Annotated in this window: 14 protein-coding genes; 10 read left to right on the plus strand and 4 right to left on the minus strand. The window is 63.7% G+C overall.

What is annotated here, in order from left to right:
- The first annotated feature begins 130 nt into the window (after positions 1 to 130).
- Complete coding sequence (locus tag ACFMO5_RS00410) at positions 131 to 901, plus strand: SIMPL domain-containing protein (protein WP_376790797.1); 771 nt, start codon at positions 131 to 133, stop codon at positions 899 to 901.
- A 108-nt stretch (positions 902 to 1,009) separates the two neighbouring features.
- Here ACFMO5_RS00410 and ACFMO5_RS00415 read toward each other — a convergent pair whose 3' ends face one another.
- The 3 genes from ACFMO5_RS00415 to coaE all read right to left on the minus strand — a co-directional run bounded on the left by ACFMO5_RS00415 (position 1,010) and on the right by coaE (position 2,640).
- Positions 1,010 to 1,249 carry a hypothetical protein gene (locus tag ACFMO5_RS00415; protein ID WP_376790798.1) on the minus strand — a complete coding sequence of 80 codons (240 nt, stop codon included), beginning with the start codon at positions 1,247 to 1,249 and terminating at the stop codon, positions 1,010 to 1,012.
- Positions 1,250 to 1,364: 115 nt separating this feature from the next.
- Complete coding sequence (locus tag ACFMO5_RS00420) at positions 1,365 to 1,859, minus strand: GNAT family N-acetyltransferase (RefSeq protein WP_376790799.1); 495 nt, start codon at positions 1,857 to 1,859, stop codon at positions 1,365 to 1,367.
- Positions 1,860 to 2,028: 169 nt separating this feature from the next.
- Positions 2,029 to 2,640, minus strand: a complete 612-nt coding sequence (gene coaE, locus ACFMO5_RS00425; RefSeq protein WP_376790800.1) for a dephospho-CoA kinase — start codon at positions 2,638 to 2,640, stop codon at positions 2,029 to 2,031.
- 460 nt (positions 2,641 to 3,100) lie between these two features.
- Between coaE and ACFMO5_RS00430 the strand changes: the two genes are divergently transcribed.
- The 5 genes from ACFMO5_RS00430 to ACFMO5_RS00450 all read left to right on the plus strand — a co-directional run bounded on the left by ACFMO5_RS00430 (position 3,101) and on the right by ACFMO5_RS00450 (position 12,080).
- Positions 3,101 to 4,552: an FAD binding domain-containing protein gene (locus tag ACFMO5_RS00430; RefSeq protein WP_376790801.1), complete on the plus strand. Its 1,452-nt coding sequence runs from the start codon at positions 3,101 to 3,103 to the stop codon at positions 4,550 to 4,552.
- A 171-nt stretch (positions 4,553 to 4,723) separates the two neighbouring features.
- Positions 4,724 to 6,928, plus strand: coding sequence for a xanthine dehydrogenase family protein molybdopterin-binding subunit (locus tag ACFMO5_RS00435; RefSeq protein WP_376790802.1), 2,205 nt, complete (start codon positions 4,724 to 4,726; stop codon positions 6,926 to 6,928).
- 143 nt (positions 6,929 to 7,071) lie between these two features.
- Positions 7,072 to 9,672: a primosomal protein N' gene (gene priA / locus ACFMO5_RS00440; protein WP_376790803.1), complete on the plus strand. Its 2,601-nt coding sequence runs from the start codon at positions 7,072 to 7,074 to the stop codon at positions 9,670 to 9,672.
- A 154-nt stretch (positions 9,673 to 9,826) separates the two neighbouring features.
- Positions 9,827 to 11,263 carry a 30S ribosomal protein S12 methylthiotransferase RimO gene (gene rimO / locus ACFMO5_RS00445; protein WP_376790804.1) on the plus strand — a complete coding sequence of 479 codons (1,437 nt, stop codon included), beginning with the start codon at positions 9,827 to 9,829 and terminating at the stop codon, positions 11,261 to 11,263.
- A 163-nt stretch (positions 11,264 to 11,426) separates the two neighbouring features.
- Complete coding sequence (locus tag ACFMO5_RS00450; RefSeq protein ID WP_376790805.1) at positions 11,427 to 12,080, plus strand: pyrimidine 5'-nucleotidase; 654 nt, start codon at positions 11,427 to 11,429, stop codon at positions 12,078 to 12,080.
- A gap of 163 nt (positions 12,081 to 12,243) precedes the next feature.
- Here ACFMO5_RS00450 and ACFMO5_RS00455 read toward each other — a convergent pair whose 3' ends face one another.
- On the minus strand, positions 12,244 to 13,059 hold the full coding sequence (locus tag ACFMO5_RS00455) for an SDR family NAD(P)-dependent oxidoreductase (RefSeq protein WP_376790806.1): 816 nt from the start codon (positions 13,057 to 13,059) through the stop codon (positions 12,244 to 12,246).
- A 610-nt stretch (positions 13,060 to 13,669) separates the two neighbouring features.
- On the opposite strand from ACFMO5_RS00455, the gene ACFMO5_RS00460 reads away from it, so the two are divergent.
- The 4 genes from ACFMO5_RS00460 to ACFMO5_RS00475 all read left to right on the plus strand — a co-directional run bounded on the left by ACFMO5_RS00460 (position 13,670) and on the right by ACFMO5_RS00475 (position 16,744).
- The gene (locus ACFMO5_RS00460) at positions 13,670 to 14,560 is read left to right on the plus strand and encodes an MBL fold metallo-hydrolase (protein ID WP_376790807.1); all 891 of its coding nucleotides are present in this window, start codon (positions 13,670 to 13,672) and stop codon (positions 14,558 to 14,560) included.
- Positions 14,557 to 15,384, plus strand: a complete 828-nt coding sequence (locus ACFMO5_RS00465) for an indole-3-glycerol-phosphate synthase (protein ID WP_376790808.1) — start codon at positions 14,557 to 14,559, stop codon at positions 15,382 to 15,384. Before ACFMO5_RS00460 ends, ACFMO5_RS00465 begins: the two co-directional genes overlap by 4 nt.
- A gap of 145 nt (positions 15,385 to 15,529) precedes the next feature.
- The gene (locus ACFMO5_RS00470) at positions 15,530 to 16,162 is read left to right on the plus strand and encodes a DNA-3-methyladenine glycosylase (protein WP_376790809.1); all 633 of its coding nucleotides are present in this window, start codon (positions 15,530 to 15,532) and stop codon (positions 16,160 to 16,162) included.
- An 84-nt stretch (positions 16,163 to 16,246) separates the two neighbouring features.
- Complete coding sequence (locus tag ACFMO5_RS00475) at positions 16,247 to 16,744, plus strand: EVE domain-containing protein (RefSeq protein ID WP_376790810.1); 498 nt, start codon at positions 16,247 to 16,249, stop codon at positions 16,742 to 16,744.
- Positions 16,745 to 17,040: the final 296 nt, after the last annotated feature.

The raw sequence follows: 17,040 nt of genomic DNA on the forward strand, positions 1-17,040 counted from the left end.
GGCTGGGCGCCTTTGGCGCCCAGCCCACCCCAAGGAACCACAACCATTCGGGCGATGGAACTTCCGACTCGCTCCGGACGTCTTATTCGATGAGGATGAGACAGATGACCCTTAAGTTTAGGAGATGATGATGAAAAATTGGCGAAGGTTTCTATGGTTCGGTGGGATCGTTGGGGTGCTGCTGAGCAGCGCATGCCGTCCCACTTCCACTCCTTCCAGTGCCGGAGTCCCCCGGGCGTCGGAGGTGCGTGCCGCGTCCTCTCCGGTCTCGGAGGGGACATCCACCGGGATCACCGTGATCGGCGTCGGAACGGTGCGGGCCCGGCCGGATCAGGCAGTGGTTACGCTGGGGGTGGAAACGCAGGGCGAGGCCCTGGCCGATGCCCTGGCCGAGAATAACCGTCGGGCGTCGGCGGTGCTGGCCGCGCTGAAAGCGCGTGGGGTGGCCGAGGAGGATATCCAGACCGCCTCCTTTCAGATTCAAATCGAAGAGCCCCGGGATCCGCAGACGGGCCGACCGACCGGTCCTCCGATCTATCATGTGTTCCACGTGTATACGGTCATCTTCCGGGACCTGGATCGCGTCGGCGAGGGGGTCGATGCGGCCGTGGCGGCGGGTGCTAATCGGGTGGATGCAATCGCTTTTCGGATCGGAAATCCAGAGCGCCTGGCGATGGAGGCGCGGCGGATGGCGGCGGAGGACGCCAAAGCCCGCGCCCAGGCGTTGGCCAGTGCCCTCGGCACCCAGCTGGGTCGCGTCCTCAGCGTCACCGAAACCGCACTTCCCCCACCGGTCCCGATGTTCGCGCGAGCTGCCCCCGCCGAAGCGGCCGCTGTTCCTGTGGCAGCAGGGGAGCTGGAGATCACCGTGCAGATCCAGGTGACATGGGAATTGAGGTGAAATGAGAAAGGTGCTCTATCCCTGATAGAAAGTTTAGGGGCGGGGCAAGCCACCTTCAAGGGCCTGCCCCGCCCCTAAGCCCCTCGCATGAGAAGCTCGAGGGTGAATTCACTGCTTCGAGGACTGGCTCTGAGAGCTAGCCTCTTCTTCCTCGTCCTCCCAGCTGATGATCCACACGCAGAGCCCGGCCAGCACGATGGTCGCGATCACCAAGGCCAGAAGTTGGGAAGGGGTCAGCCCCACATCCCGAGCGGACCACAAAAGGATCGCCACCATCCCGATCGCCAGGGCGATCCACGCGGTCAGGCGAGGATGCCGTTCCGCAAATCCTTTAATGGCTGTCCACATCGCACACTGCCTCCTGACGGGAATCCGTGCTGCGTCTTACTCGCCTCATAGATCCTGGAGGGCGGGGGCACCTTTCGTCTCCCCACACGGCCCTTGACTGTGCAACCCCCAACGATTAAATCGGATGCGTGACACGCTCCGCGCGGATCTGCTTGATCAGCGCCACACGGCCGAAGGCGTCGAACTCATGGGCGGCCTCCCGCCATGGTTCCGTCAGACTTTCCTCCGGCCATCGGGTATATCCCAGACTGATATAAAAGGCAAGCGCTTCAGAGGACATCTCCGGGGAGACGTAGATCATACAGGCCTCGCATTCCAGACCCCGAGCTTCCTCTTCAACCGCTTCGATGAGCTGCCGTCCTATGGTGGGCCGAAGATCCAACGGGTGGACCACGAAATCCAGGATGCGGGCGACCAGGTTCTCCACCCGCCAGCTGATCAGCCCCACCGGCTCCCGCTCCGGGCTGAGGGCCAGCAGCATCCCCCGCTCCGCCATGCGGTCAAACACCTCATCCGGGGAGGGATTCAGACGCCCCCGCGTGGCCCGGCGGATCAGATCGCAGATCCCGTCGACATCCGCAGGTCGAGCGCGCCGGATTGTGGCTTTCATAATCCCTCCAGAACCCAGGATCGTCCCGTTCTGATGCTTTTGGGGGTTGGGGGCCGCCTTCGGCGGCCTCCAACCCCAAACCCCCCACGCTGTATAACTCAATGTGGAAGAAGCACTAGACGAAGCACTGGGATCCATCTCAAAACCAATATAGCGCTCTCAAAATCCCTCAGATGGTCCCTCGTTCCACCCATTGGTGCCATGCTTGTTCGACCTGACGACGGGTGGCCTCCAGATCGCCGCTGTTATCGATCACCACATCGGCCTGCCGGATCTTCTCCTCCTGAGGGGGTTGAGCGCGGATCCGAACACGCGCTTCCTCTTCGGTGAGCTTCCGATCATTCATCAAACGGCGAATCTGCTCGGGTTCTGAACAGGTAACCACCCATAATGTATCGCAGGCCCGGGCGAAACCGGATTCGATCAGCTTGATCGCCTCGATCACAATGGCAGGCGCCTCCAAACCGGACTGAATCCGTTGCTGAATCTCTATGAGCACCGCCGGATGGACAATGGATTCCAGATCCCGTAGGGCGGCCGGATCCCTGAAAACGATCTCGCCGAGACGCCGACGATCGATCTCGCCATCCGGCCCTAAGATCCCCTCCCCGAAGCGCTGGAGGATCGCCTCATAAGCCGGGGTTCCCTTCCGGATCACCTCATGGGCGATGGCGTCGGCATCGATCACGTAAGCTCCCTTCTCGGCCAGCATGCGAGCCACCGTGCTCTTGCCGCAGGCGATATTCCCGGTCAGGCCGATCAAAACCGGCCGCTTCCTCATGACACGCACCCCAGCGTTTCGCCAGGCTCATGCAATGATTCAGGGATCGTCCGTGTTGGGGGGCAACGGGCCACGCCTCTGCCATGCAACGCTTCTGTCTACGTAGTTTACAGGATTTACGGTATTTATTGGAACGCCAACTTGAATCCCGCTAAACTTAGGTAGGAGTTGCGCGATTCGGAGCCCGCCACGTAGCCGTCAGGCCACCGGTAGTCCCATGAGAGTTGGGCGATCGTCTGCCCCATAGATGATTTAGGATGTCTCATAGTTGGGCGCTGAGGCGCCTCGGCTGGTCACAGGGCTTTTCAAAGTCCTAACAAAGGCAGCGTAATGGTGAGGAGGGGGCGGGTCCCTCCCCCGAAAACCCCAGCAGTACCTTGCCAATGCTAGAGCTCCAAAAAGCCCTGGCTTGTTAATCGCCTGGTGAACGAACGCATCCCTTGACTCAAGGGGGAAACCCATGTGGAAAGCCTACTACACCCCGACGTCTCTGGAGGAGGCTTTGAGCCTGCTGGCGGAACACGGCAGCCAGGCGCGGATCATCGCTGGTGGCACGGATCTTATCTTAGAGCTGGAGCGTGGCCAGCGCCCGGCCGTGGAAACCCTCATCGATATCACCCGGATCCCCGGTCTCGATCGCATCACGACGGATGAGGATGGGCGATTGCACCTAGGGCCTTTAGTGACCCATAATCAAGTGGTTGCTTCCACGCTCTGCCGTCAGCGGGCCTTCCCACTGGCCCAGGCCTGCTGGGAGGTAGGATCTCCCCAAATCCGGAACCGGGGCACAGTGGCCGGCAACCTGATCACTGCTTCCCCAGCGAACGACACCATCGTGCCTCTGTGGGCGATGGATGCCACGGTGACCCTCCGGAGCGTGCGGGGCCAGCGCACCCTCGCTTTCGAGGAGTTCTACCTGGGGGTCCGCCAAACGGCGATGGCCCCTGACGAGATGCTGGTGGACATCGCGTTCGAGCCCTTGAAGCCCAACGAGCGAGGGGTGTTCCTGAAGCTCGGATTGCGTCGGTTCCAGGCGATCTCGGTGGTCAGCGTCGCCGCGGTGATCGCCTTTGATGGGGAGCGGGTGGCCCGCGCCCGCATCGCGCTGGGGGCGGTGGCGCCGACCATCGTCCGGGCGCGGGAGGCGGAGGCGTTCCTGCAAGGACAGCGCCTCACGGATGAGGTGATCGCCCAGGCTGGGGAGCTCGCCCGCGCCGCTGCTCGCCCCATCGACGACATCCGCGCACCAGCCTGGTATCGCGCGGAGATGGTCCGGGTGCTCACCATGCGAGCCCTGCGTCAGCTGCGCGGCGGGACAGAGCGCGCCGGTTTCCCGCAGCGCCCCGTGCTGCTCTGGAAGCGCCCCGATGGGCCATCTCGCCCGTGGGCTCAGGTTCCAGCGGAGCTGGTCACATGGAACAATCGGGTTCGTCACCACGCGGATGGCTCGGAGCCGATCATCACCGTGGTGAACGGACGTCGGTATGTGGTGCATGGTGCAGGTGGAAAGACCCTCCTGCGCATGCTGCGGGAGGATCTCCATCTGGTGGGCACCAAGGAGGGATGCGCGGAGGGGGAGTGCGGGGCGTGCACGGTGATCCTGGATGGCATGGCGGTGATGTCCTGCCTGGTCCCGGCGCCCCGGGCGCATGGGGCGGAGATCGTGACTGTAGAAGGGGTGGCCTCGGGGAAGGCCCTCCATCCGCTCCAGACGGCCTTCATTCGCCAGGGAGCGGTGCAATGCGGGTATTGCACTCCGGGTTTTATCATGTCAGGGGTCGTGTTGTTGGAGGAAGTTCCCCGGCCGGGCCGGGAGGAGATCCGTCAGGCCTTCGCGGGCAATCTGTGCCGATGCACCGGCTATTACAGCATCATCCGGGCGGTGGAGGAGGCTGCGGAGAGCCTGCGGTGATCACCGGACGGTTCAAAGAGAAGAGGACCCTTTCGTGAGCCCAGGAGGAAGCAAGGAACATTGAAGGGTGGCCCGCTGGGGTTGCCGCCCTCATCGGCACGCCGGCATGTTGTATATAGATCCAGCGCCGCTCGACGTGGCCCTTAGGGATTCTCAGGGGAGGAACGCGCTATGGCCATCGGGGTTTCCATCCCGCGGATCGACGCAGAAGGCAAGGTCACGGGTCGGACCCCTTATCCGGGGGATCTGGATTTGCCCGGGCAGCTTTACCTGAAGGTGAAGTGGGCTGGCCGGGCTCCTGCCCGCATCCGCCGGATCGGCACTAGCCGGGCGGAGGCGCTGCCTGGAGTGGTGGCGGTGTTCACGGCAAAGGATGTGCCGGTCAACGAATACGGTTTGATCTACTTCGATCAGCCGGTCATCTGCGGCCCGGGCAGCAAGCCAGGCGCCGATGTGGTCCGTTATGAGGGCGATGTGGTGGCCCTGGTGGCGGCGGAGAGCGAGCGCATCGCTCAGCGGGCTGTGGAGCTCATCGAGGTGGAATATGAAGATCTCCCTGGCGTCTACGATCCGGAGGAAGCGCTGCGCCCAGGCGCCCCACAAGTCCATCCGGATTACCCCGGGAACCTGCTCTGCCATTACCGGATCCGTCGAGGGGATGTGGAGGCAGCCTTCCGGGAGGCGGCGGTGGTTGTGGAGGGCACTTACCGAACGCCGTTCCAGGAGCATGCGTATCTTCAGCCCGAGGCAGGGGTGGCCTACATCGACGAGGAAGGGCGGATCACGGTGGTCACCGCTGGGCAATGGGTTCATGAAGATCGCCATCAAATCGCTCACGCCCTGGGGCTCCCGGAAGATCGAATCCGAGTGATTTACGCGGCGATCGGTGGGGCGTTCGGCGGACGGGAAGACATGTCGGTGCAGATCCTTCTCGCCCTGGCGGCGTGGAAGCTGGGTCGCCCGGTGAAGATCATCTGGAGCCGCGAGGAGTCGATCATCGGCCACCACAAGCGCCATCCGGTGATCGCCAGGGTGCGCTGGGCGGCCAACCGGGAGGGGCGGCTGTTGGCGGTAGAGGCCGATGTGATCGCTGACGTCGGTGCTTACGCGTACACCTCCACGAAGGTGTTAGGCAACATCACCATGTCCATCTGCGGCCCCTACGAAGTTCCCAACGTCCGGGCGGACATTCGGGGGGCGCTGACGAACAACCCGCCGACCGGGGCCTTTCGAGGCTTCGGCGCCCCCCAAGCTCTCTTCATCGCCGAGAGCCAGATGAACAAGCTCGCCCAGGCGCTGGGGATGGACCCGGTGGAGATCCGTTTGAAGAACGTGTGGCGGGAGGGCTCCCATATGGCGACCGGCGGGGTCGTCCCAGAAGGGGTGAGCATCGCCGAAGTGATCGAGGCATGCGCCCAAGCAGCGGGCTGGCGCCGGACCGAGAAGGGCTGGATCCGGCCGGAGGTCCCCTCCCCTGCAGATCCGACGAAGCGATATGGCTGGGGGTTCGCCTGCGGTTTTAAGAACATCGCCTATAGCTTTGGCTTCCCCGAACATTGCTGGGCGCGCGTGGAGCTCTATGGGGATGCCCACATTGAGAAAGCGATCGTCTACCATGCGGGCGCTGATGTGGGGCAAGGGGCACACACGGTGATGGTGCAGATGGCCGCCGAGGCGCTCGGGATGCCGCCGGAGAAGATCGAGCTGCGCGCCTCAGACACCGCGTTCAGCGAGAGTTCGGGGAGCTCATCCGCTTCCCGCATGACCTTTATGGCCGGGAATGCGATCAAAGGCGCAGCGGAACAAGCCCTGACCGCCTGGCGCAACGAGGAGCGCCCCGCGGTTGGCGAGTTCATCTACCGGCCGGTGCGCACTTTCCCCTTCGACCCGGAGACCGGTTTCTCCGAACGCCCAAACGTGACCTACGGCTACGTTGCCGAGGCGGTCCTGGTGGAGGTGGATACGGAGACGGGCCAGGTGCGACCAGTGAAAGTCATTTGCGCCGATGATGTGGGTCGGGCTGTGAACCCGATCAATGTCCGAGGCCAGGTTGAGGGCGGAGTGGTACAGGCGGTGGGATATGCCATTACCGAGCACTTCATCGTGCAGCAGGGCCGCATTCTCACCCGCCATCTCAGCACCTATCTCATCCCGGGGATCTATGATATCCCTGAGGAGATGGAGAGCCTGATCCTAGAACACCCGGATCCCCTGGGGCCATGGGGCGTGCGGGGGATGGCGGAGATGCCCTTCCTGCCCCTGGCTCCGGCCCTCATCGCCGCGGTCCACGACGCGACCGGGGTCTGGTTCCACGAGCTCCCGTTGATGCCCGATCGGGTCTACAAGGGATTGCATCCCGACCGAGCCCCTAGGTGAAAAGTGATCCACGAATAAGGGCACGAATGGCGCCCGACTCGCCCCAAAACCCCTATGAGGGAACCAGGGGAAGGGGAGTGTATGGGAGCTAGACCGCGTTCCGAGGCTTTCACCCGAGGTGGATTCCCGACCGACGGATCGCGATGGCTCTGGAGATCGCTGTCCTGGCCGCTGGAGCATCTTACGCTGGCGGCGTCTTTACATATGAGGAGCCCGTGGGGGCGCACGAGCGCGCGCCCTTGCGGCCTGGGCATCTCGTGTTGGTGCCGTTCGGACGAAGCGGGCGGCCTGAGCCAGGGATCGTGTTGCGCCGGATCGCGGGACCGTCGAAGAAGCCAGTTTCCCTCGAAGCGCCTCTCGAGTCTTCGGTAAGGCATCGGGTTCAGAGCGGCCGTCCCCTAAAAGCCGTGTTGCGTCCGCTGGAGGCAGAGCCTGTTCTGGACCCCCTTCGCTTGGAATGGGCGGGCTGGCTCAGCCGGACTTATCTCGTCCCGATCAATGAGTGCCTGCGCCTGATGATCCCGGCGGGGCTGATCCCCCGTCGGGAGCCGATTTATGAGCGGATCTCGGGCCCCTCCGGCGGCCAGCTGGAACAGGCAGTGGCCGTGTCGTTCGCCGAACAGGTCCTGCTCGCCGCCCTGGCGGAGGGGCCGCTCACCCATAGTGAGGCGCATGCGGTCTTGCGGGATTTCCCATTGACTGAACGGCGGCGGGCCCTCCAGCGGTTGCTTCAGCGCGGGTGGATCCGGAAAGGCTGGCGGATCGGCGAACGTCGGCCCCCCATGCTCCGCTGGGTTCGCTTGAGGACTTTGCCGGATCCCACCTTTCGTCTGGGGCGGAACCGCGCGGTGGTGGAACGGCGGCGGCGGTTGTTCGAGCGCCTCCAGGCGATGGAGCGGCCACTGCCAGCGGACTGGCTGCAGGCCGAGACCGGTTGTACCGCCCAAGACCTGCGGCAACTGGCCCGCTGGGGGTTTCTGGAGCTCTTCGAGCAGCCGGCCTGGGAGATCATCGATCCGTATCCGGTGCCGGAAGATCCGCCGAATCTGACGCCGGATCAGGCGCTGGCGTGGCGCTCGATCGCCCGGGCTTTAGAGGCCGGTCGGTTCCACGCCTTTCTACTCCATGGGATCACCGGCAGTGGGAAGACGGAGCTTTATCTGCGGGCCGTGGCGGAGGTTTTGCGTCGGGGGAAGGGAGCGATCGTCCTGGTTCCCGAGCTGGCCCTCACCCCGCAAACCGCTCGGCGCTTTGAAGCCCGCTTCCCAGGTCAGGTGGTCGTGTGGACGGGAGGGATGGCTCCGACCCAAGAGCGGGCCCTATGGGAGCGGGTGCGCCGCCGTCAGGCCCGCGTGATCGTGGGCACCCGATCCGCCCTCTTCGTCCCGGTGCCGGACCTCGGGTTGATCGTCATCGATGAGGCGCATGACCCGAGCTACAAGCAGGGCATCCAGCCGGAAATCCCCTATCTCCTCCCGGCCTACCACGCAGTGGACGCTGCGCTGGCGTTGGCCCGCCTGGCGGATGCGGTGGTGATCCTAGGGACAGCGACCCCCGGGGTGGAGCTGCGGGATCTGGCGGAGCGAGGGGTGCTGGAGGAACTGAGTCTCCCCCGACGCCTGCGCGGATATCGTCAGCGCCTGGCCGAGCAGGCCCGAGCGTTCGGGGCCTCGCTGGATCGCTTTGTAGAGATCGAGACGGAGGTCCTGGAGACCGGCCTGCCGTCGGTGGAAGTGGTCGATATGCGGCAGGAGCTGAAGGCCGGGAACACGGGGATCTTCAGCCGGACGCTGGAGAGGGCCCTCGACCAGGTGCTCCGCCATGGCCAGCAGGCGATCCTGTTCCTGAACCGCCGGGGAGCCGCACCCTTCCTGTTTTGCCGGGACTGCGGCCATCTGATCCGGTGTGCCCATTGCGATCTCCCGCTGGCGGAGCACCTCCATCCCACCCGATGGGTCTGCCATCACTGCGGCGCGGTGGAGAAGCCCACCGCTCGCTGTCCTCGGTGTGGATCCCGACGGTTAAAGGGGATGGGCATCGGCACCCAGGCGGTGGAAGAAGCCGTGCGGAAGCGCTGGCCGGAGGCCCGTGTGCTACGCTGGGATTTGGATACGGCTCCCACACGGGCCGCGCACGCCCTGATTTGGCAGCGCTTTGCAAACGGCGAGGCCGATGTGCTCATCGGGACACAGGTGCTGACCAAGGGATTGGATCTCCCCCTCGTGACCCTGGTGGGGGTGATCCTGGCCGATGTCGGGTTGGGGCTCCCGGATTTCCGAGCGGCCGAGCGGACGTTCCAGCTGCTGGTTCAGGTGGCCGGTCGGGCCGGGCGGGGGCTCTTCGGGGGGCGGGTGATCCTGCAGACCTACCGGCCGGACCATCCGGCGATCGCGATGGCCGCACGGTATGATTTCGATGGCTTCTACCGCAAAGAGTTGACCTTCCGGAAGGCCCACGGCTACCCGCCGTTCCAGCGCTTGGTCCGCCTGCTCTATTGGCACGCGGATCCCGAGCGGGCTCGTGAGGCGGCGGAGCGAGTGGGGGAAGCGCTACGACAGCATCTCGAGCGGAAAGGGATTCCTCCGACGGCCATGATCGGCCCGGCCCCATGTTACTTCAGCCGCCTGCGGGGCCTCTACCGGTGGCATATTCTGCTGCGTGGGCCGGATCCGGTGGCCTGGCTGCGGGATTTTCCTCTCCCGCCCGCGTGGCGGGTGGATGTGGATCCGCTGGACGTCCTGTGAGGTGGGGCCGTCAAGGGACCGTTCTCTCCCCACGTTTCACAGCCCCAAAAGCTGGAGGAGAGGTGATCCGCCTCCCAATGTGTATTCCATTACGCTAAAATCATCTTTGCCGGGAACGAACCGGTCTCGTGATGATCTTGAGCGGAGTGGGACAATGCCTCGGACTTCGACATCGGGCAAGCGCTATCATCTCATCACCCTGGGCTGTGCGAAGAATGTGGTGGACTCATCTAGCATGGCGCAGCTGCTGGACGAAGCCGGGTATGAAGCGGTGGATCGTCCGGCCCGGGCCGATGTGCTGATCGTGAACACCTGCGGCTTCATTGAAGCCGCCCGACAGGAATCCCTCCAGGCGCTGCGGGAGCTGGCGGCGCGGAAAAAGAAGGGGCAGCTGCTCATCGCCGCTGGATGCCTGGCCCAGCGCTGGGGGGGCCGCTTGGTGGAGGAGGTGCCCGGGATCGACGGTGTGATTGGCACCCGGCGGTGGATGGATATCCTGGAGTTCATCGAGCGGCTGCGGGGGCGCATGGCCCCGGACCCTCTCTTTCACATCCCGGAAGACGGTCCCATCCGCCCGGAGGATCGGGGGGTGTTGCGGGCCGCGGTGCAAGGGGTCAGCGCCTACCTCAAGATCGCCGACGGCTGTCGACGCCCGTGTGCCTTCTGCGCCATCCCCATCATCAAAGGCCCCGCGGTCAGCCGTCCCCCGGAGGCCATCTGGGCGGAAGCCCGTTGCCTGGTCGATCAGGGGGTGCGGGAGCTCATCCTCATCGCCCAAGACACCACGGACTACGGCCATGATCTGGGGATCCGGGATGGGCTGCCGCTGCTGATCGAGGGGCTCGTGCAGCGCGTCCCTGAGGTGAAGTGGATCCGCATCATGTACGCCTACCCGGGCGCGGTCTCGGACCGCTTGATCGAGGTGATGGCCAGCCACCCTCAGGTGGTGCATTACCTGGATCTGCCGCTTCAGCACGGCCATCCGGCGGTGCTGCGGCGGATGCGCCGCCCGGCGAACATCGAGTGGGTCTATCGCACCGTTGAGAAGCTCCGTCGGGCCATGCCCGACATCGCTATCCGCACCACGTTCATCGTGGGCTATCCGGGGGAGACGGAGGAGGAGTTCGAGGCGCTGCTCCAATTCATCCGGGATCTGGAGTTCGATCGGGTTGGGTGCTTCACCTATTCGTATGAGCCGGAGACGCTATCTGCTCAGCAGCCCGGCCATCTCCCGGAGGAGGTGAAGCGTGAGCGCTATGAGCGGCTCATGGCGGCCCAGCAGCCGATCTCCCTACGCAAGAACCAAGCGCTGGTCGGGAAAACACTGGAGGTGCTGATCGAAGGGGCTGGGGATGGGTTGAGCGTGGGGCGGACCTATCGGGATGCCCCGGAGATCGATGGGCTGGTGCTGGTGGAAGGGGAATGGCCGGTCGGCCAGTTCCTCTCCGTGCGCATCACCGGGGCGATGACCTACGATTTGGTCGGCGTGGTGGAAACGTCTTCCGCCCATGCAGGAACCCTGTTCGCCTCTCCGGGCAGCCTTGAACGGAGTAACTATAAAGTTCCTCGCAGGGCCTTTGGGGATGGGTAAGCGCTTTCGGCAGTTTTCCCATCCCAATACCGTCTCCGCTTCCTCCATGAGCACCCCCAGTGATTCGGCCTTTGAATTTTTGCCAAAGGCCGAATTCGCGTTAAACTAAACATCCCCTTGGGGGAAGCATGATAGGGGTGAGCGTGCCATGGGCGGCCCCCGGTTGCGTTATCTGATTCTCGATCTGGATGATACACTGTATCCGCGACGCTCCGGGTTGATGGATCTCATCAGCGAGCGGATCGGCCGCTACATGGTGGAGCGCCTGGGGTTCTCCCCCGCGGAGGCCGAGGCGCTGCGGCAGCGTTACTATGCCCAGTATGGAACCACCCTCCGGGGGCTGATGGAGGAACACCGAATCGACCCGGAGGATTACCTCGCCTACGTCCACGATGTGCCGTTGGACGCCTACATCCAGCCCAACCCTGCTCTCGATCGAATGCTGAGCCGGATTCCTTTGACGAAGGTGATCTTCACCAACGCCAGCGAGGAGCATGCCCGCCGGGTGATCGAGCGCCTGGGGATCGCCCATCATTTCCCCATCATCCTGGATGTGCGCCGTCTGGAGTATTACAATAAGCCGGACCCCGAGGCGTATCGGCGGATTCTTCAGCACCTTCGTGCCCAGGGACCGGAGTGCATTTTCGTGGATGACTCCGCTCGTAATCTCCGCCCGGCGCGGGCGCTGGGTATGATCACCATCCTCGTGGATGGCCATCCGGAGGACGGGGTGGATTTCCACGTCCCCGATATCCTGGGGATCGAGCCTGTGGTCCAGCGCCTGCTTTTGGAGCGCAATGGGGACATCAAAAGGTAACAATTCAGCCTGACCCCATCCGTTCAGAGCTCCCGCGAAGGCGCGCGGCTCTGCCCCCAAAAGCCTCTGGGAGCGACTTGCAGTGAAACGCCCATAGTGCGTGAGAGCGGGCGCATCGTTACGGTAAAAGACCGGGGGCGGCGAAGCCGCCGCCCCCGGTCTTTTACCCCTCTTTTCGGCCTCGCGCTTCCTCCAGGTGCCGCAACCACGTGCGGCCATGCTGGGCCGCTCCCCAATCGACCAAACGGGGGAAGGCCCGATTGATCCAGATCGCCGGGAGGTAGCGGGCGGGGATGACGATCTCGGGCACTGGCCGTTGCAGCGCCCGCCTGATCGCTCGGGCAACCGCCTCGGGGTCCAAGCCGCCCGGCACCGTGTTGGGATCCACGTCGAGACCGCTGGCCGCCCGTCCGAACTCCGTACGGACCGGCCCTGGGCTGATCACCGTGACATGGATACCGTGCGGCGCTAATTCGCGGCGCAGTCCCTCGCTGAACCCCACGACGGCGAATTTGGTGGCAGCGTATACCGTGAGGGGTGGTGCAGCGATGTGCCCGGCCACCGAGGCGATGTTGACGATATGCCCACGTCCCAACTGCCGCATGCCCGGCACTACCAGCTGAACGAGATGGATCATCGCCAGGATGTTCACAGCGAACATCCGCTCGATCACCTCCCACGGGGTCTCCTGAACGGTGCCGTAATAGCCGAAACCGGCGTTGTTGATCAGGACCTCCACAGGACCCCACGCCGCCTCCGCTTGGCACACCAAAGCTTGACGGGCGGAGGGATCCGCGAGATCCGCTGGGATTGCCATCGCTGTGCCCCCCCGTGCGCGGATCTCCTGAGCGAGAGCTTCCAGGCGATCCTGGCGCCGGGCAGTGAGGACCACCCGCATCCCATGGCGTGCCAGCCATCGGGCGGTGGCCGCCCCGATCCCGCTGCTGGCCCCGGTGATCAGCACCACGCGTCCCTCCATATATTGCCTCCTTTCGCCTGGTTAGGGAGCCAATCTGCACCTTGTTGGCGGCAGCGAAGCTACAGCAACGCGAAATTTTTCTACCTTACCGACCGGTGGGATCGAGAGGCCGGAGGATCTCGACGGTGAAGGCAGCCAGGTGGCCGTCTGCTCCTCCGCTCAAGTGGACCATGGCTTTGCAATGTTCTAACCATTGGCAAGATGCTGCTTTCAATTTGGGGTTTTCGGGGGCCATCCCCTTCCTCACCGTTATACCGTCTTGGTTAGAACTTTGAAGAGCCCTACAAGTTGACGACCTTTACCCGCCTCCGTAAAATGCGTGCTGTGGGTTGAAAACCCAGCGCAAGTCTCATCCCGATGAGTTCCCTGGCCTGCGCCTACCCGTTTCCAGGCGCTTTATCCGCTTTCGTTTTCCGTTTTGGGGAAATGCGGTAGAGAGGGAGTAGCCATCCCTCCCACCAGCCTTTTGCGCTGATCTTGCGATTCGCGGAATTTCTATGTGGGGCAGGCTGCATAAGCGGATCGCCCCCCACACCAAGTTTTCTTCCATCTCAGCGAAGCGCAGACAAAGCATTGGACCTTCATTGAATTACGAGGAGAGCTTGCGCCCATGCAACGGGATCGGATTACTGATGATATCTACGTTCTCACCAGCGACTTATACGCCCAGGTCAACGCTGGGGTGATCCTCGCCTCCGACGGGGTTGTGGTGATCGATACGCTTCCCTTCCCGGAAGAGACCCGGGAGATCGTCGCGTTGGTGGAGAAGGAGGCTGAGGGACGCCCGATCTACCTGGTTCTCACCCATTATCACACCGATCATACCTTCGGCGCCTGCCTTTTCCCAAACGTGATCGCCATCGCCCACGCCCTTTGTCGGAAGCGCCTCGAGGAGCATGGAGAGCAGGCCCTCCAAGAGGCGAAAGCCCATGATCCGGCTTTCGCGCCGTTGACGCTCCGCCTGCCGGAAGTGGTGGTGGAGGAAGGCGACCTCCTGTTACGGTTGGGGAACAAAACGCTCCACGTATTCCACGCCCCGGGCCATTCCCCGGACGGGTTGGCCATCTACGTTCGTGAAGATCGCATTCTGTTCACTGGGGATGTGATGATGCCCATCCCGTACATCGTAGATGGCGATGTGGAGCAGACCATCGCGACCCTTCAGCGTTTCCGGGATCTCCCCATCGAAACCATGGTTCCCGGCCATGGCGAGCCGATCCTCCGAGGGGAGGTTCCCGATGCGATCCAGGCGAACATCAATTACCTGAACACCATCGTGCGCGAAGTTCGGCGCTATCTCCAGCAGGGGAAGCCCCGCGAGGCGCTGCGGGAGATCGATGTGGAGAGCTGCGGGATCCCTCGCATCGCTCTGAACGGCCTGGCTCCCCAGTTGCACCATCGCAACCTGATCGCGCTGTATCAGCGCCTCAGCGCGGAGGTTCAGCCTGTGCGCAGGGCGCGGGCAACCCGAACCTCTTCACGATCCTCCAAGGCCTCATGAGCGTCTGGGAACGAGCCCGGCGGCGTGGCCGCTTCTTAGAGCTGATCCTGGAGGATAAGCGAAGGGAGCTGGCGCGACGGCGTCGGGTGCTGGATGAGGGCGTGCTGCGCCTGCAGGTCCGATTGTGGCCCGCGCCGCTCCCCCTTCAGACCCTCCTGCCCGATCCCCAAGGCCGGCTCCGACCGGTGATCGCTCTGATGCGGGCTGCTCCCTTCCGGGGGTTGTTGCGCCCTTCATATGACCCGGTCAGCCTCGCGTGCTCTCTGGCGACCCACGAGATCGCCGCCCTGGCCGTGATGACGGATGCTCGCTATTATCAGGGTCGTCTGGAACATCTCGCCGCGGTGAAACAGGCCCTGCTTCGCCGGCGGTTGACCATTCCCGTGATCCGCCATGATTTTTTCCTCGATCCCTTCCAAGTGCTGGAGGCCCGGGCCTTCGGGGCGGATGCGATCTGGATCAGCATCGGCATGCTGAGCCCATCCGCCCTCCAGGCCATCCTGGAGGCCGCCGCCGAATACGGCCTGGACGTGCTGGCGGAGGTCCGCACGGAGGCCGAGGTGGAGGCTGCTCTAAGGGCCGGCGTGAAGGCTCTAATCGTCCAGCGCCGGGACTGGCGGACTTTTGAGGTGGACCCCGCTTTGCCGGCGCGGTTGCGCCCGGTGCTCCCTGAGACCTCCATCCGGATGGTGGCGGGAGGGATTTCAACCGTTGAGGAGATCGAAGAGGCTCGGACACTGGGCTTCCATGCGGTGGTTCTGGAAGAGGCGCTGCTCAGCGCTCGCGATCCCCTGGCTCGATTGGATGAGCTGGGTTTTACCTAACGCATAGGGTATGGTAGGGGGCACCCACAAGGGGTGCCCCTACAGAACGATGCGAATCCCGATGGTAGGGGCAGGCCTCGTGCCTGCCCGTAGGGGGCGCCCACAAGGGGTGTCCACACATTACCCGATCGCGATGGCATACACAATGGCACAGCGCATTCGTTTGGAGCGATCAGCTCCAGAGGCCATCCAACGGCTCCCCCGCGCGTTCTTCGAGCGGCCCACCTTGGAGGTCGCACGCGATCTCCTGGGCCGACGCCTGGTGCGCCTGGTCCGTGGGCGGCGGGTCTCGGGGCGTATCGTAGAGGTAGAAGCCTACATTGGGGAGGAAGACCAGGCCTCGCACGCCTCCGTTGGCCGCACCGCCCGCAACGCCGTCATGTATGGTCCTCCTGGCCATGCCTATGTCTATATGATCTACGGCCAGCATTATTGTCTGAACATCGTCACCGAACCGGAGGGCTTCCCGGCCGCGATTTTGATTCGGGCCCTGGAGCCGGAGGAAGGGCTCTCATGGATCGCCCGGCGACGTCCTGGGATCCCGATGCGGGATTGGTTGCGCGGCCCGGGACGGGTTTGCGCGGGCTTGGGCATCGATCGGTCATTCAACGGACACGATTTGTGCGCCCCCGATGCCCAACTCTGGGTCGAGGCAGGGGAGCCGATTCCGGACGATCAAGTGGCTACAGGCCCCCGCGTTCGGGTGCGAGGCGACATCCTCGCACGCACCCGTCCGTGGCGGTTCTATATTCGGGCTCACCCGTGTGTATCCGATTAGTGCGGGGAAACAGCTTCTTGAGGCCCATGAGGCTGTGGAGGGAAGGTGAATCATTCGCCCTTCAAAGCACTGAGTGAAGGGAATATGAGCCCGCGACGCGCCTGGTGGGTAGTCGCCAGCGCCTCGGTTGGGGCGTGGCATTGGCGCGATTTCTTCCAGAACCCTGTCGAGGAAGGGCGAAACTGGGGAGGGCGCGAGTGGATCCGGTCCCCGGTTTCATGGGCCCGGATCCGGGAGATGCGGAAAGGGGACATCGTGATCGCCTATCAAGCGGGGGAGGGGATTATCGGCCTCGCTCGCCTGGCCTCCGACGGGTACCCCGAGGTCCCCGGGGGGCCTTATGACACATTCGATTTAGCCCCTGACCCCATCGTATGGCTCCGCGAGCCGGTCCCGCTCTTCCTGGTGCGCCAGATCCCTCAGGCTCGCACGCACTTCGAGTTCCTCCGGGTTCGCCACGGCACGGTCTTCCGGATCACCCCGGAGGGGTTCGAGGCCCTGATCCGATTGATCCAGGCCATTAACCCTGAGCAAATCAAGGCCCTTCAGGCGTTCTTGAGGGGTTCTGGGGATGATCTGTGAAGGTTTGCCTACCCGACACGTGGGGAATTTCAGCGGTTCTTTGGTTCCCCTCGGCATCCGATGACGGAAAAGGGCCCTTCGCACGCCATTCGGTTGATGGAGGCTCGTTCTTCGCCCGACGCTTACAGCGGGCACTGAAGTGTCTTACTACGAACAGGGTTTTCGTTCGTAAGGATATGGATAAGGTACGGGCCGACGGCCCCACCCTCCTTTATCCCCCCTCCCCACAGCCCTTTGGGCCGTGGGGAGGGGGGATAAAAGATATTTTGGGGGCGAGCCGGGCGCCGAAGGCGCCC

The organism is Thermoflexus sp. (assembly GCF_042408365.1).
In the GTDB taxonomy this organism is placed as follows: domain Bacteria; phylum Chloroflexota; class Anaerolineae; order Thermoflexales; family Thermoflexaceae; genus Thermoflexus.